The organism is Acinetobacter sp. ANC_7634 (assembly GCF_056779875.1).
Map to the genome: position 1 here is coordinate 54,745 of NZ_JBWYIT010000010.1, position 16,452 is coordinate 71,196.

At 35.1% G+C, this 16,452-nt stretch carries 17 protein-coding genes; all 17 read left to right on the forward strand.

Annotation, left to right across the window (positions count from 1 at the left end):
• The first annotated feature begins 11 nt into the window (after positions 1-11).
• The 17 genes from AC1M9A_RS10950 to galU all read left to right on the forward strand — a co-directional run bounded on the left by AC1M9A_RS10950 (position 12) and on the right by galU (position 16,443).
• Positions 12-608, forward strand: coding sequence for a sugar transferase (locus AC1M9A_RS10950; protein WP_481610200.1), 597 nt, complete (start codon positions 12-14; stop codon positions 606-608).
• 5 nt (positions 609-613) lie between these two features.
• Positions 614-1,276, forward strand: coding sequence for an acetyltransferase (locus AC1M9A_RS10955; RefSeq protein WP_481610201.1), 663 nt, complete (start codon positions 614-616; stop codon positions 1,274-1,276).
• Positions 1,277-1,292: 16 nt separating this feature from the next.
• The gene (locus tag AC1M9A_RS10960; protein ID WP_481610202.1) at positions 1,293-2,468 is read left to right on the forward strand and encodes a DegT/DnrJ/EryC1/StrS family aminotransferase; all 1,176 of its coding nucleotides are present in this window, start codon (positions 1,293-1,295) and stop codon (positions 2,466-2,468) included.
• Positions 2,469-2,518: 50 nt separating this feature from the next.
• On the forward strand, positions 2,519-4,366 hold the full coding sequence (locus AC1M9A_RS10965) for a polysaccharide biosynthesis protein (protein WP_481610203.1): 1,848 nt from the start codon (positions 2,519-2,521) through the stop codon (positions 4,364-4,366).
• 149 nt (positions 4,367-4,515) lie between these two features.
• A complete protein-coding gene (locus AC1M9A_RS10970) occupies positions 4,516-5,799 on the forward strand; it encodes an oligosaccharide flippase family protein (protein WP_481610204.1) in 1,284 nt (427 codons plus the stop codon).
• A complete protein-coding gene (locus AC1M9A_RS10975; RefSeq protein ID WP_481610205.1) occupies positions 5,796-6,665 on the forward strand; it encodes an ATP-grasp fold amidoligase family protein in 870 nt (289 codons plus the stop codon). The genes AC1M9A_RS10970 and AC1M9A_RS10975 overlap by 4 nt, the downstream gene beginning before the upstream one ends.
• The gene (locus AC1M9A_RS10980; protein WP_481610206.1) at positions 6,662-7,828 is read left to right on the forward strand and encodes a nucleotide sugar dehydrogenase; all 1,167 of its coding nucleotides are present in this window, start codon (positions 6,662-6,664) and stop codon (positions 7,826-7,828) included. The genes AC1M9A_RS10975 and AC1M9A_RS10980 overlap by 4 nt, the downstream gene beginning before the upstream one ends.
• A 9-nt stretch (positions 7,829-7,837) precedes the next feature.
• Positions 7,838-8,914 carry a dTDP-glucose 4,6-dehydratase gene (gene rfbB, locus AC1M9A_RS10985; protein WP_481610207.1) on the forward strand — a complete coding sequence of 359 codons (1,077 nt, stop codon included), beginning with the start codon at positions 7,838-7,840 and terminating at the stop codon, positions 8,912-8,914.
• Between the two features lie 8 nt (positions 8,915-8,922).
• On the forward strand, positions 8,923-9,834 hold the full coding sequence (gene rfbD, locus AC1M9A_RS10990; protein ID WP_481610208.1) for a dTDP-4-dehydrorhamnose reductase: 912 nt from the start codon (positions 8,923-8,925) through the stop codon (positions 9,832-9,834).
• Positions 9,831-10,733, forward strand: coding sequence for a glucose-1-phosphate thymidylyltransferase RfbA (rfbA, locus tag AC1M9A_RS10995; protein WP_481610209.1), 903 nt, complete (start codon positions 9,831-9,833; stop codon positions 10,731-10,733). Before rfbD ends, rfbA begins: the two co-directional genes overlap by 4 nt.
• Positions 10,734-10,794: 61 nt before the next feature.
• Positions 10,795-11,370 carry a dTDP-4-dehydrorhamnose 3,5-epimerase gene (gene rfbC / locus AC1M9A_RS11000; protein ID WP_481610210.1) on the forward strand — a complete coding sequence of 192 codons (576 nt, stop codon included), beginning with the start codon at positions 10,795-10,797 and terminating at the stop codon, positions 11,368-11,370.
• 12 nt (positions 11,371-11,382) lie between these two features.
• Positions 11,383-12,141 (forward strand): glycosyltransferase domain-containing protein, encoded by a 759-nt coding sequence (locus tag AC1M9A_RS11005; RefSeq protein WP_481610211.1) that lies wholly within the window; start codon positions 11,383-11,385, stop codon positions 12,139-12,141.
• Between the two features lies 1 nt (position 12,142).
• Positions 12,143-13,192 (forward strand): O-antigen polymerase, encoded by a 1,050-nt coding sequence (locus tag AC1M9A_RS11010; protein ID WP_481610212.1) that lies wholly within the window; start codon positions 12,143-12,145, stop codon positions 13,190-13,192.
• Complete coding sequence (locus AC1M9A_RS11015) at positions 13,189-14,097, forward strand: glycosyltransferase family 2 protein (RefSeq protein WP_481610213.1); 909 nt, start codon at positions 13,189-13,191, stop codon at positions 14,095-14,097. Before AC1M9A_RS11010 ends, AC1M9A_RS11015 begins: the two co-directional genes overlap by 4 nt.
• Positions 14,090-14,908 (forward strand): glycosyltransferase, encoded by an 819-nt coding sequence (locus AC1M9A_RS11020; protein WP_481610214.1) that lies wholly within the window; start codon positions 14,090-14,092, stop codon positions 14,906-14,908. Before AC1M9A_RS11015 ends, AC1M9A_RS11020 begins: the two co-directional genes overlap by 8 nt.
• An 11-nt stretch (positions 14,909-14,919) precedes the next feature.
• Positions 14,920-15,543 carry a sugar transferase gene (locus tag AC1M9A_RS11025; protein WP_481610215.1) on the forward strand — a complete coding sequence of 208 codons (624 nt, stop codon included), beginning with the start codon at positions 14,920-14,922 and terminating at the stop codon, positions 15,541-15,543.
• Between the two features lie 24 nt (positions 15,544-15,567).
• Positions 15,568-16,443 carry a UTP--glucose-1-phosphate uridylyltransferase GalU gene (gene galU, locus AC1M9A_RS11030; RefSeq protein ID WP_481610216.1) on the forward strand — a complete coding sequence of 292 codons (876 nt, stop codon included), beginning with the start codon at positions 15,568-15,570 and terminating at the stop codon, positions 16,441-16,443.
• The last annotated feature ends 9 nt before the right edge of the window (positions 16,444-16,452 follow it).

The window sequence follows — 16,452 nt, forward strand, 5'->3', positions numbered from 1 at the left end:
AGAGGAATTCAATGTTAAAACGTATTATTGATATCACGATTGCATCGACCGCTTTAATTCTGCTGTCGCCTGTGTATTTGATCGTGGCACATAAGGTGAAAAAGAATTTGGGTTCGCCTGTACTGTTTCGTCAGGTACGTCCGGGTTTGCATGGCAAGCCTTTTGAAATGATTAAGTTCCGTACCATGAAAGATGCACTGGATGCTGAGGGCAACCCATTACCCGACAGTGAGCGTCTCATCCCATTTGGTAAAATGCTTCGTGCAACAAGTTTGGATGAAATGCCTGAATTGTGGAATGTGATTAAAGGTGATATGAGCATTGTCGGTCCACGTCCACTGCTGATGGAATATCTGCCTTTATATAATGAGCAACAAGCCAAACGCCATAACGTGCGTCCGGGCATCACCGGTTATGCACAGGTAAATGGACGTAATGCCATTTCATGGGAAAAGAAATTCGAACTTGATACATGGTATGTTGAAAATCAGTCCTTGTGGCTCGATTTTAAAATCATGCTGAAAACCATAAAAAAAGTGATTGCCAAGGATGATATTAGCGCTGAAGGCGAGGCAACCATGACCAAATTTACCGGCACACTGGAATAACAATAATGACAACACTTTATGCGATTTATGGCGCTTCAGGTTGTGGGCGCAGTCTGATGCCCATTGCTCGTCAACAACTGTCACGTGAACAAAAAGATGCTGAAATCGTGTTTATTGATGATGCTTTGACAGAAATCAGTTCGGTGAATGGTCATCGTGCTATGAATTATTCAGCCTTTTTAAATGAATCAGCATCGACAAAATACGTGCAAATTGCGATTGCCAATAGTCGTGTACGAGAAAAGATAGCCCATCGTTTAGAAGCGGACGGTATTCAGCTTTGGTCAATCTCTGCCGATAACGTCATTTTGATGGATGAAGTGCACATCGAGGAAGGTTCAGCCTTAAGCCCATTTGTCACCATCACCTCCAATATTAAAATCGGTAAATGCTTCCACGCCAATTTATATAGCTATGTTGAGCATGATTGTGTGATTGGGGATTTCGTTACCTTTGCACCAAGCGTAAAATGCAACGGCAATATTCATATTCATGACCATGCCTATATTGGCGCAGGTGCCATGATTAAGCAGGGCACGCCCGATCAGCCTTTAGTGATTGGCAAAGGTGCGATTGTTGGCATGGGTGCCGTAGTCACCAAAAGTGTCCCTGCGGGCGCAACAGTGGTCGGTAATCCTGCGCGGATTGTCACGACTTCACAGCAATAAGTTTTAGGAAAATTCCATGTTAAACAGTGCATTTGAGCCTTGGCCAAGCTTTACCCAAGCAGAAGCCGATGCGGTGTCAAAAGTTCTTTTGTCTAATAAAGTCAATTATTGGACAGGGCAGGAATGCCGTGAATTTGAAAAGGAATTTGCACAGTTTGTTGGAACCCAACATGCCGTTGCGGTAGCGAATGGCACCGTGGCACTGGATTTAGCCCTCAAAGCCCTCGGCATCGGTGCAGGGGATGATGTGATTGTCACTTCACGTACCTTTTTAGCGTCTGCAAGTTCGATTGTCACTGCAGGTGCCAATCCAATTTTTGCTGATGTGGAACTCGATTCACAAAACATTTCACGCCGTACCATTGAAGCGGTGCTTACACCGAATACCAAGGCCATTATTTGTGTACATTTGGCGGGTTGGATGTGTGATATGGATCCTATCATGCAACTCGCTGAGGAAAAAGGCATCTTTGTAATTGAAGACTGCGCCCAAGCGCATGGTGCGATGTATAAGGGTAAATCCGCAGGTTCAATCGGTCATATTGGCGCATGGTCGTTCTGCCAAGACAAGATTATGACCACTGGTGGTGAAGGCGGTATGGTCACCACCAATGATGAAAGTCTTTGGAAAGCAATGTGGTCGTACAAAGATCACGGCAAAAACTTTGATAGCGTCTATAACAAACAACATCCACTGGGTTTCCGTTGGTTACACGACTCATTTGGCACCAACTGGCGCATGATGGAAATGCAAGCGGTGATTGGTCGTTTGCAACTGAAAGAAATGCAGGAATGGACAACAAAACGCAATACCAATATGGCACGTATCCAAGCCGTATTTGAAAATAATCCTTATTTTACAGTGCCTAAGCCATCATCAGATTATGTACATGCAAGTTATAAATGCTATGTGCAAGTCAATGTTGATGCTTTGCCTGAAGGCTGGTCACGTGATCGCATCATGGCGGAAATCAGTGCGCAAGCGGTGCCATGTTTTAGTGGCTCATGTTCAGAAGTGTATTTAGAAAAAGCCTTTGATGAGACACCGTGGCGTCCAGAAACACGTTTAGCCAATGCAAAAGCCTTAGGTGAAAACAGTCTGATGTTCTTGGTGCATCCAACATTGTCTGAACAAAGTCTGCAAAAAACTGTAGATGCGATTCAAAGCGTGATTGCCAAGATTCAAGCCTAAAACAGCGTATAATAATGCCGTGCTTTTTCAGCTAATATCACTGAGCCTCAATGAAAGATTTTATTCGTTCCATTGCATCTTTACCGCGTCGCCAAAAACAAGTGGTTTTGGTGACCGTGGACATGTGCATGTTGCCACTGATGATGTGGCTGGCTTATGCCATTCGTTTGGCACGTCCAAATGTGACTGTGATGCAAGGGCTTGAGGCTTGGTATATCTATGTGGCGATCGCAGGTGTACTGATTTTCGCCTTGCTCGGGATCTACCGTGCGATTGTACGGTCATTTAACGAAGATTATTTACTGCGTATTTCGATTGGGACATTTATTCAAATTGTGGCGTTGTATGCCATTAAAAAATTAGATGTGGCCTTTATCCCAATGAGTATTCCACTCATGTATGGCTTTATGCTGTTTTCCTACATGTGGTGGAGTCGCGCGGTGATTCGTTACGCGACCCTTAAAACTTTTGCCAAAAAACAAACCCGTAAACGTGTGGCGATTTATGGTGCAGGTTTAGCAGGACAGCAGATTGCGGCCGCTTTAAACCGTTCTGATGATTATCTACCTGTGTGTTTTATTGATGATAAAAAATCACTGAAGGGTCAGTCTTTAAGTGGCTTAAAGATTTATTCACCGAAAAAAGCACAGAAGAAACTCGGTAAATTTGGCATTGAAGAAGTGTTACTGGCCATGCCATCGGTGGGGCGTGCCCGTAAAAAGGAAATTATTGAATCTTTTGAAGCCACTGATGTCAAAATCATGGAATTGCCAGGAGTCACTCAACTAGTCGATGGCAAAGTTAAAGTGTCTGATATCCGTGAAGTGGATATTATTGATTTACTCGGTCGTGATCCTGTACCACCGAAGCCTGAATTACTAGAGAAGAATATTAAAGGTAAAGTCGTGATGGTGACTGGGGCAGGGGGGTCGATTGGTTCTGAACTGTGCCGTCAGATCGTCAAACATGAGCCTAAAATGCTCGTGTTATTTGAGATGTCTGAATTTGCGCTGTATTCGATTGATCGTGAATTACAAACTTCAGGTGTGCAGGTTGTTCCAGTTTTAGGCTCTGTGACAAATCAAGTAAAATTGGAACGTATTTTGCAGCAATATAGTGTTCAAACGGTCTATCACGCAGCCGCTTATAAGCATGTACCTTTGGTAGAAGCCAATCCTTTTGAAGGGATTTATAACACATCGATTGGTACCCAGCGCAGCGTCGATGCCGCTGTAGCACAAGGTGTAGAAACTTTTGTACTGATTTCAACCGATAAAGCCGTGCGTCCAACCAATGTCATGGGTGCTTCCAAGCGAATGGCAGAACTCTATTGTCAAGGCTTAGCATCAACCAATCCTAAAACGCAGATTAGTATCGTACGTTTTGGTAATGTACTCGGTTCATCGGGTTCGGTGGTGCCGCTCTTTAAGAAGCAAATTGCACAAGGTGGACCTGTGACGGTGACCCATCCTGAAGTAACACGTTACTTTATGACTATTCCTGAAGCTGCACAGCTCGTGATTCAAGCAGGTGCAATGGGGATGGGCGGAGATATATTTTTATTAGATATGGGTGAATCAGTAAAGATTGTTGACCTAGCTCGACAAATGATTCGTCTTAGTGGTTTCCGTCCGATTGATGAAAATGGGATAGGGGATATCGAGATTCAGTTTACAGGGCTTCGTCCAGGTGAAAAACTGTATGAAGAGTTGTTGATTGATCAGGACGGTGTTGAAAAAACAGGGCATGAGCGGATTTTAAAGTGTTTTGAGAAATTTTATAAACATGCTGAAATATCGAATGTTTATAATGAATTTAATGAAATCATGAGGGATGAAAGTAAAGCTCAATTTATGAGGATATTACGAACTTATGTAGATGGATTTGTACATTCATAATGTTAAAAAACAACACTAAAACATGGGTTTTGTCAAAAAACAAAGACAACAAAGATGGTTTTTACTATAATGTGTGGAAATCTGTAAGTGAACTCTTACTAATTATATAAGTAGATGAAATAAGCCATTAATAGGATTAGAAGTCTGAAATGCAAGTTTTTTCTAAAAAGATATTTTCTAATTCCCTATGGATGATGCTTGAAAAAGTGATTTCCATTTTTGGTTTAATTTTTGTGAATGCATTGATGGCGAAATATATAGGGCCTGAAAATTTTGGTAAATTAGCTTTTACCACTTCTATTTTTTTATTTGTACAGACCTTGGCATGGTTTGGTGCTCAAAATATTCTATTTAAAAGATTTAGCCAAAATGCTCAATCTGGATTAAAGCTAGCTATATCCACTCAAAAAATGCGACAATTTTTTTGTGTGTTAGTTTCTGCGATCGCTCTGGTATATTTATGGCTGTATACAGATCCGCTCACCTTTATATTTGGACTAGGTAATTTTATAGCAAGCTATTTTATAGTGAGTGATTTTTATACGATTTATAATAATAGTCAGTTAATTTCCTATGTAAATGCCATTTCAAACACCATTGGTTTGGCTGTGGCTTTAGTTTTAAGGTTTTTTTTGGTGCTTTTTGAAGCAGAACCTTACACCATGGTCTATCCAATTATTATCATTGCGTTGATTCCATATTTACTAAGAAAAATTTATTACTATCAGAAAAACAAGAAAATTTATGTCACACTTACGAAAAAATATAATAAATATTTATTTTTAACGGGTAGTAGTCTAGTTTTTTCAACATTATCTATTGTGTTTTATACACAAATTTCAAATATATTTTTGGCGAAGTTTGTTTCCTTTTCAGAATTAGCCATTTATAACGTTGCTATGACTTTGGGTGGAGCTTGGGGCTTTGTAAACTTAGCTTTAATTACAAGTTTTTTTTCCAAAGTTTATGAAGAAAAGCAATTTGAAGTTCAACAAAAGATTTTAAAGCAATTACATATCATTGTTCTTCTAATTTCAGGTTGTGCACTCTCAGGTGTATTGTGGTTAGGTGAGTGGGTTGTAGCATGGTTATATGGGGTTGAATATAGTGCATCTTCAGATTTACTTCCTTATATCGTTATTGGTACTGCATTATCAGCATTGGGTACAATTAGCTATCGTTATATGATTGTATTTAATGCTTATAAATATTTAGCTATAAAAATGTCTATTATGGCTACTTTAAGTGTATTAATGTCATATTTTTTAATTTTTCAATATGGTGTTTTGGGCGCGGCAATTTGTTTTGTAATTGTTGAATTTATTTCTTTAACAATAGCGAATTATTTTTTTAGAAAAGGTCTCATGTTGAAAACACATTTAAATATCCTTTATTCAACGTTATTAAAATTTAAGAACGGAAATCAAAAATGATTAAGAAAATTTATCGACTAATTCTCAATCATTTACCCAAAAAAATACGAATTGCAGTTAATTATTTTCGTATTTTTAAAGTTTGGCCCAATATTGACGAGCCTAAAAATTTTAATGAAAAAATTCTTCATAGAATTATTTATGAAAAAGATAATAAATTTAGCTTCTTTGCAGATAAATATGAGGTTAGGCAGTATATAGAAGATACTGTTGGTAGCGATTTTTTAATCCCACTACTTGCTGTATATGAAAATGCCTGTGATTTACAAACTATGAAAAATTGGGAGCAGGTTGTTATAAAGCCAAACCATGGTGCGGGTATGGTAAAAATTATTGACAGTGAACCTGATCACTTCACAAAGCTAAATATAATTAACGAAGCTCAATGTTGGCTACAAGTTAATTATGGAAAAATAGGAGATGAAGTACATTACAGCTTTATAAAACCTAAAATTCTTGTAGAAAAAAAAATAACTCGAAAAAAAGAAGGGTTAACTGATTACAAATTCCATCGATTTTTTTCGGAAAATGGATCATATCGACAAATTTTGCAAATTATATCTGACCGATCTGAACAGGGTTTTGAAACTGTTTTTTTTGATGTAAATGACTTAGATCATATTTTTCACTCACCGTTCGGATTTAAACTTGTATTAACTGAAAGAGAAAAGGATTGTATTGCTGAAATTGTTAAATTAAATACAAAACTGTGTCCTGACTATGATTATGTTCGTTTGGATTGGTATATCACCGAAAACAAAATTTATTTCGGCGAAATAACATTCACTCCTGGGGCAGGGAGAAGCCTAAATTTTTCAGGAGCGTTTGGAGAAATGATGGGAACATTATGGGAGATCAAAAAATGAATATTACGGTCGTTGGAACAGGCTATGTAGGATTGTCAAATGCTGTTCTTTTTGCGAAGCAGCATCACGTCATTAGTTTGGATATTAATTCTGCACGTATTGATTTAATTAATCAAAAAAAGTCACCCATAGCAGATGACTATATTGAACAAGCGTTAAGTGAACAAAAGTTGAATTTAACTGCAACCTTAAATGCTGAGCAAGCATATAAAGATGCCGATTACATTATTGTTGCAACGCCGACAAATTATGATGCGGAAACAAATTATTTCGATACATCCTCGATTGAAAATGTTATTGCTCAGATTTTACCGATCAATACTACAGCAACGATTATTATCAAATCGACAATACCAGTGGGATATACGGCACAGTTAAAGGAAAAATTTAGAACTAATCAAATTGTATTTGTTCCAGAGTTCTTACGTGAAGGCAAAGCACTTTACGACAATTTATATCCATCTAGAATTATTGTGGGTGAAAAGTCTGAGCGTGGTGCAGCGATTGCTCAGCTTTATTTAGATGCAACCATCGAAAAAAATGCTCCAACACGTTGTATGGATTCGACGGAAGCAGAAGCAGTTAAATTGTTCTCTAATACATATTTAGCAATGCGTGTGGCTTATTTTAATGAGCTTGATACTTATTGTGCGAAAAACGATTTAGATAGTTTTGATATTATACGTGGTGTAGGTTTAGACCCACGTATTGGGCAACATTATAACAACCCATCATTTGGTTATGGTGGCTATTGTTTGCCAAAAGATACCAAGCAGCTTTTGGCAAATTATAAAGGTGTGCCACAGAACTTAATTCAGGCGATAATTCACTCAAATCAAACACGTAAACAATTTATTGTTAAAGAAATTTTGAAAAAGCGCCCTGACGTAGTTGGCATATACAGGCTCACTATGAAAGCGGGTTCCGATAATTTTCGTGATTCAGCTATTCAGGATATAATACGTGAATTAGAGGATTACGGTATTAAGATTATTGTTTATGAACCGACATTGAATTGTACACACTTTGAAAATTATAGTGTTATAGATGAACTATCTGAGTTTATAAAAAAATCTGATGTAATTTTAGCAAATCGTATGCACGAAGAATTAGGCTCGGCAAAAGCTAAAGTTTATTCACGCGACCTCTTTGGGGAAAATTAAGGAAATACTATGAATATAATTGTCACAGGCGGTGCGGGTTTCATTGGTTCTGCTGTCGTACGTCATATTATAAAGAATACAGATCATCATGTATTAAATGTCGATAAACTTACTTATGCAGGAAATTTAGAATCCTTAGCGTTGATTGAATATAATGAACGTTATCGTTTTTCACAAACTGATATTTGTGATCGTACAGCACTAGATCAACTTTTTGCTGAATTCAAGCCTGATGCTGTAATGCATTTGGCTGCTGAATCACATGTAGATCGTTCAATTTCTGGACCGGCAGATTTTATTGAAACCAATATTATTGGAACGTATCAATTACTCGAAGCTGCTCGACATTATTGGAACACTTTAGAGGAAGCAAAAAAACAAGCTTTCCGTTTCCATCATATTTCAACCGATGAAGTATATGGCGATCTCGAAGGAACTGATGAATTATTTTTAGAAACTACTCCTTATGCACCGAGCTCTCCTTATTCGGCAAGTAAGGCAAGTTCAGACCATTTAGTCCGTGCATGGCATCGTACCTATGGTTTGCCTGTAGTTATTACAAATTGTTCAAACAATTACGGACCTTATCATTTCCCTGAAAAGCTCATTCCTCTTATTATTCAAAATGCATTAGCCGGGAAAGCATTGCCTGTATATGGTAATGGACATCAGATTCGTGATTGGTTATTTGTTGAAGATCATGCACGTGCACTATATAAAGTTGTAACAGAGGCAAAAGTCGGTGAGACATATAATATTGGTGGACATAATGAACAGAAAAATATTGATGTTGTGAAATCTATTTGTGCTTTACTTGAGGAGTTAGCTCCTAATAAGCCATCAGGTATTGAGCATTATCAAGATCTCATTACTTATGTGACAGATCGCCCAGGACATGATTTACGTTATGCCATTGATGCATCAAAAATTAAAAAAGATCTAGGTTGGGTACCTCAAGAAAGCTTTGAAACAGGACTGCGTAAAACGGTTGAATGGTATCTGAATAATCAGGAGTGGGTTGAGCACATTCAGAGTGGTGAATATCAAAACTGGATTCAACAGCAATATCAAACTGAAAAGGCTTAATTAATTAGATGAAAATTTTGCTTTTAGGTAAAAATGGTCAAGTCGGTTGGGAATTGCAACGTGCATTACAGCCACTTGGTGAAGTGATTGCTTTGGATCGTTCTATCAATGGCGATGGTCTATGTGGTGATATTGCAAAGTTTACAGCGATTGAACATGTATTAAAGCAAGTGCAACCTGATATTGTGGTAAATGCCACTGCTTATACAGCTGTAGATAAGGCTGAATCTGAACAAGATCAAGCGGATCTGATTAACCATCTTGCAATTGCACATTTGGCAGAAAAATGCAAACAACAGGATGCACTGTTAATACATTACTCAACAGACTATGTATTCAATGGGACGGGTACAAGTGCTTGGGCTGAAGATGATGTCAAAGCACCCATAAACCATTATGGACGTACTAAACGTGATGGTGAAATTGCCTTAGAAAATAGCCAAGTGCGTTTTATTAATTTCCGTACGTGCTGGGTATATGGTGCACATGGTCATAATTTTATTAAGACGATGTTGAAGTTGGCACAAACCAAAGAAGAGTTAGGGATTATTCAGGATCAAGTTGGTGTACCAACAGGTGCAGCATTGATTGCTGATGTTACGGCACAAGTTTTGCGCTATTACACATTGCAGCCATCTGAACAACAGTTACAATTACATGGGCATTATCATTTGGCACCAACGGGTGAAACTACATGGTATGATTATGCTCAATATATTTTTGAGCAAGCTCGCCAAAGTGGTGTGAATTTAGCTATTCAAAAAGTAAATCCAATTGCGACCTCGGCTTATCCAACACCTGCTTGTAGGCCATTGAATTCAAGATTGAATACGCAGAAATTGCAGAAAACTTTTAAACTTCGCTTGCCAGAATGGCAGCAAGGCGTAGCTCAAGTAATGAATGAGATTTTAAAAACATGACAACTTCAATAAAGCGTAAAGGTATTATATTGGCTGGTGGTTCGGGTACTCGTTTGTATCCAATCACAATGGGAACATCGAAGCAACTGCTTCCAATTTACGATAAGCCAATGATTTACTATCCTTTATCCGTATTAATGTTAGCGGGTATTCGTGAAGTTTTAATTATTTCTACGCCTGAAGATTTGCCTAATTTTGAAAAATTATTGGGCACTGGTGAAGAACTAGGTATTGAATTATCTTATAAAGTTCAACCATCTCCAGATGGTTTAGCTCAAGCCTTTATTTTGGGTGAAGAATTTATTGGTGATGATAATGTTTGCTTGATCTTAGGAGATAATATTTTCTATGGTCAGCATTTTAGTGATCAGCTAAAACGGGCAGCTCATCAAACCAGTGGTGCAACAGTGTTTGGTTATTATGTGAATGATCCAGAGCGTTTTGGTGTGGTTGATTTTGATGCTGAAGGGAAAGCATTAAGCATTGAAGAAAAACCTGAACAACCAAAATCGAATTATGCTGTAACAGGTCTATATTTCTATGATAACGATGTTGTCGAGATTGCAAAGAATATTAAGCCTTCACATCGAGGTGAACTTGAAATCACAGATGTAAATAATATTTATCTTGACAAGAATGCTTTGAATGTCGAGGTTTTGGGTAGAGGATTTGCTTGGTTAGATACTGGTACCCATGATTCTTTGCTTGAAGCGAGTCAGTTTGTCCAAACCATTGAAAACCGTCAGGGCTTAAAAGTAGCAAGTCTTGAAGAGATTTCATTCAACAATGGTTGGATTGATGCAACGCAGCTTAAAGCCCGTGGAGAGTTTTTTAAGAAAACAGGTTATGGGCAATATTTGCTTAAACTATATCAGGAACATACGGCTAAAGCGAAATAAAATCAAAGTGCCCAAGTGGGCACTTTGTTATTAAAAGATTATCTAAATTAGAGTTTGTGTTATGAATGTCATAGAGACCAAGATTAAAGATTTATTGATTTTTGAACCGCGTGTATTCGGGGATGATCGTGGCTGGTTTATGGAAAGCTTTAATCAGCAGGTGTTTGAAAAAGCTTTAGCTGATCGTGGATTAGATATCCCAACATTTGTTCAAGATAATCATTCTTTTTCAAAAAAAGGTGTCTTGCGTGGTTTGCACTATCAGTTAAATCCACACGCTCAAGGTAAATTAGTCCGCGTTGTTCAGGGGCGTGCTTGGGATGTTGCAGTTGATATTCGTAAAGACTCTGAAACCTTTGGTCAATGGGTAGGTGTTGAATTGAGTGGTGATAACCATAAACAATTCTGGATACCAGCAGGTTTTGCACATGGTTTTATTGCACTTGAAGATAATACTCAGTTTTTGTATAAAACGACGGATTATTACTCCAAAGAGTGTGAACGCTCAATAGTTTGGAATGATTCAGATATTAAAATTAAATGGCCGTTTGATGAGAAAATAAATTTATTTTTGACAAATAAAGATGAGTTGGCACCAGTATTGAAAAATGCAATTTTAAATAAAGATGTTTTTTAAAGGTTATTTAAAATGAAGAATTCAAATAAAGTTGTTGTATATACTGCAATTATGGGTGGATTTGACAAGATTTGTGACCCCAAAATAATTACACCAAATGTAGACTATATATGTTTTACCGATAATAAAAACTTAAAAAGTAATATTTGGAAGATTGTCACTATTGAAAAGAATAGTGATTCACCAAGAAAACAAGCTAGAGAAATAAAAATAAGACCACATAAGTACTTAAAAGGCTATAAATACAGTATTTGGGTTGATGGAAACATTGATATAATTGATGATCTTAGTAAAGTTATTAATGAATATTTTTTTGTTAAAAAAACAAAAATATATACATTTAAACATTATTTAAGAAATTGTGTTTATGAGGAGGCATTAGCTTGTATAAATTTTGAAAAAGATTCAGTAGAAAATGTGTATTTGCAGATTAAAAAATGTATTGATAATGGCTATCCCTCAAATGCAGGATTGGCAGAAACTAATGTTATGTTTAGAAAACATTGTGAAAATGATGTTGTTAAAGCTATGGAGGAGTGGTGGTTGTGTGTAAATGAAAATTCAATAAGAGATCAATTAAGTTTTGATTATATAATTAAAGAAAATAAAATGAAATATGAATTTTTAAATGGAAATGCTAGGGGTAATTCAATTTATTTTAAATTAAGAGAGCATGGGGATATTAATATTGTATTAAAAATATGTAAAAGTATTATGTTGAGACTATCTGTTTTTTTAAAAAACATAGCTAATTCAAAAGTGTTTAACTGATATGATTTTAAATTTAAAAATTTTAAAAAGTGAAATATTGCTTTTGGCGGTAATTATCTTTAACTTTTTATCTTTTGTTTTTGGTACTTATTATTTTTTATTAATTTCTTTAATTTTTTTAATGAGCGCTATTAAGTCAAATATAGTTAATCTATGTGTATTTTTATTTATTTCTCCTTTCTTTTTATTGGTTGGTTTTGATAACTTTAAAATTTATATATTAATGGTTTTTTCTATATTATTATATTCAACAAAATTTTCTTTTGATATTTTAAAATCGTTAAAACTATACTCTTTCTTTTTTTTACCATTTCTAGTAATTTTACCTTTTTTAGAGCAGAGATATGGTGATACAAAAAGTGTATTTATGTTGAATGATAGGCTTTGGCCTATTGTATTTGGCAATGGTACACTTAATCCTAATGTAATTGCAATCATAAGTGCTTTAGTTTCAATAGGCTTTTATGTTAATAAAAAGTATTTCTTATTTCTTATTTCTCTTTGTATTCTTGTTTTAACTCAATCACGAGCATCAATTTTATTTTTAATAATTGTTTTGTTTTTTTTCTCTCTAAAGAATTTTAAACAAATGTTTACATTTGGTTTTTCTTTTTTTTTAATATTTATGTCTATAAAAAACACTCCTTTAATGAATAGATTTAATAATCTTCAGGAGAATGGTAGGTTGGATAGAACATTAATTTATATGGATATTATTAATAATAGTTTTCCTTTGGGGGTGTCTTTTTCTTCTTATCAAAAAATACAAGATTTATATGGTGGTATTGATAATATGTATTTATTATCTTATATCTATTATGGATTGTTTTCAGTCTTGATTTTTTTAATATTTATTTTTTATCAGTTAAATAACTCTAACGATGCTTATTCAAGATTGAGAATAGGACTTTTTATAGGTTTTTTTGTTTATGGGGTTTTTGAGGCATCATTTATAGGTAATTTTATGCTATGGTTTGTTTTTTCATTATGTTTTAATTCATTTGGAAAAAATTCAAATACTAATATTTTTTTAAATAGAGGTCTAAATTGATTGCTGTTGCTATTGTTTCTTACAATCCTTGTTTTCAAACACTTATAAAATTAGTTAATGTGCTTTTGAATTCTGATAGTGTGGAAGTTATTTATATTCTAGATAATAATTCAGATAAATGTATTTTAAGTGATATTTCATCTTCTATTTTTTCTGAAAAATTATGCTTAGTAAGTCTCCCAGAAAATAAAGGAATAGCTTTTGCACAAAACTTTGCTATTAGTGATGTTTTTAATAATAGAAAATCTATTTCAGAGATTTTGTTTTTTGACCAAGATAGTTGTATTGATAATTCATTTATTGATAATATTTATAATGATTTTAAATTAATTCAAAATAAAAATAAAAATATTGCAGCTTTAGGTCCTAAGTTTATTGATAAAAAAAATAATTTTTATTTTCCGGCTTTAAAATTAAACAGATTTGGATTAATTGACAAGCTTGATGTTGTTAATATAGATGATTCGATAGAAGTAAGTTGTCTAATTTCATCTGGAACATTGATTTCTATTAATGCGCTCAAAAAAATTGGCTTTATGAAAAATGAATTTTTTATCGATTATGTAGATACTGAGTGGTGTTTTAGAGCAATAAGTATGGGGTATAAAATTTTCATCTCTAAAAATGCAATTATGGAACATAGCATAGGCGATGATACTATTCGATTTTTAGGGTTTAATATTCCAGTTCATTCTGGTTTCAGGAGATACTATAGGATCAGAAATTTATTTTTTATGTGGAAGATGCCATATATTCCAAAAATTCTTACAATAAAATTGATGCTATCAAATTTCGTTCATCAGATATTATTAATTTTAATTAAAGATAAGAAAAATGAATATATTAAGTATTATTTAAAAGCAATACGTGATGGGTTAAAACAAAGTAAGGATTATCATGTTTAGAGTAAATGTATCAATTGTAATCTACAAACATGGCTATCAAGAGCTTGAGCCTACTTTGAATAGTTTATTAAAGTCTTCCGCTATTTCTAGGATTATTTTAGTAGATAATGAGCATAGTGATTGGGCATCTAAATTTTTACATCCTAAAGTAACGTATATAAAATCTGAAGGTAATTTTGGATTTGGTTATGGTCATAATGTTGCAATTCAAAAGTACGCACAAGAAAGTGATTATTTCTTAATTTGTAATCCTGATATTCAATTTACTGATTGTGAATTTAAAAAACTAGTAAATTTTGCTGAAACCCGTACAGAAGGCCTGTTCTTGCCTAAAATTATGTACCCTAGTGGAGAAAATCAGTTTGGTGCAAGATTATTGCCGAGTCCACTTAATCTATTTGCTCGTAGATTTTCTCCTAAATTGGCTGAAAAACTAGATCAAACTTATTTATTGAAAGATTTAGAACTTGATCAAGCCTATTTTGTGCCTTATTTATCTGGCTGTTTTATGCTTTTTAAGTCTAATTGTTTGTTAGAACTCAATGGTTTTGATGAAAGATTTTTTATGTATTTAGAAGATATAGATTTATCTAGAAGATGTGCTGAAAAATTCGGTACAATCTACTATCCTCTAGCAGAAGTTGTGCATCATCATGAGCAAGCATCATATAAGAATGTTAAATTATTGAAAGCACACTTACAAAGTGCGATTAAATATTTCAACAAATGGGGATGGTTTTTTGATCCTAGCCGTGATCAATTAAACGCTAAATGCTTAGATCAAGTTAGTTTTAAATCAGAAATATACTAGGATTTTCTACAATGCTTAAAAGGTTTCTCGATATACTTATTGCATTAATAGCAATTATTGTACTTTTACCTATTTTTGCATTCGTTGCTTATCAGGTGAGAAAACAGCTAGGTTCACCAGTATTTTTTTTGCAAGAACGTCCAGGTAAAGATGCCAAAATATTTAAAATGATTAAGTTTCGATCAATGAAAGATACCTTTGATAAAAATGGTAACCCTTTGCCTGATGAAGATAGGATCACACCATTTGGTCAAAAGCTTCGCTCTACTACATTGGATGAAATGCCACAACTTATTAATGTGTTGAAGGGTGACATGAGTATTGTGGGCCCGCGTCCTCAAATGAAAGAGTTTTTGGATCACTATACGCCTGAACAAATGCGTCGACATGAAGTAAAACCTGGAATGACTGGTCTGGCTCAGGTCAGTGGACGTAATAATCTTTCTTGGGAAGAAAAATTTGAACTTGATGTAAAGTACGTCGAAACCCAATCTATTTGGCTTGATTTTAAAATTATGTTTAAAACAGTTAAGGTCATCCTGGCTAAAGAAGGGATTAATGCTCCTGATCAAAAGGTTGGAGCTGTGCGATTTTCAAACCAAAATGAGTCTAAAGTTAAAGTGGGCTCTAAGTAATTCCTAAGTTTTGTGATTAATAAAATGATTAAGAAAGCTATTCTCCCTGTTGCAGGCCTTGGCACACGTTTCTTACCTGCAAGTAAGTCTATTCCTAAGGAAATGGTGACTGTTGTTGATCGTCCTGCGATTGAATATGTGGTACGTGAGGCAGTTGCTGCAGGTATTGAAGAAATTATTTTAGTGACGCATTCTTCAAAAGCTTCAATTGAAAACTATTTTGACCGTAATTTTGAGTTAGAAACGACTTTACAATCTAAAAAGAAATTTGATCTGCTTAAAGAAATTACTGAAATTTTACCACCTCACGTTAGTGTGATTAGTGTACGTCAGCCACAACCATTAGGTTTAGGTCATGCAGTACTCTGTGCAAAAGCGGTTGTAGGTGAAGATGATTTTGCGGTTCTTTTACCAGATGTTCTTGTTAAAGATTCATCAGACAAGAATGATTTGAGTTTGATGATTCAACGTTTTAATGAAACCAAAGCATCACAGATTATGGTCGAAGCTGTGCCTGATCATATGGTGGATCAATATGGTATTGTTGATGTTGCATCTACGCCTGCAGAAGGTCACAGTATTAAAATGCAAGGTATTGTTGAAAAACCTTCGATTGGTACTGCACCATCAAATTTATCTGTCGTTGGTCGCTATATTTTGTCTGCAAAAATCATGCAATTCCTTGAACAGACTCCGAAAGGGGCAGGCAATGAAATTCAGCTGACTGATGCAATAGCAATGCTACAGCAAACGGATACAGTTGAAGCGTATCGTATGAAGGGCCAAACCTTCGATTGTGGTAGCAAGTTAGGGTATTTAAAAGCTGTATTACACTATGGTGTAACTCATCCTGATTTAGGTCAAGATTTTAAAGCATTGATTCAAGAACTTAAACTTTAAGCTATTTAG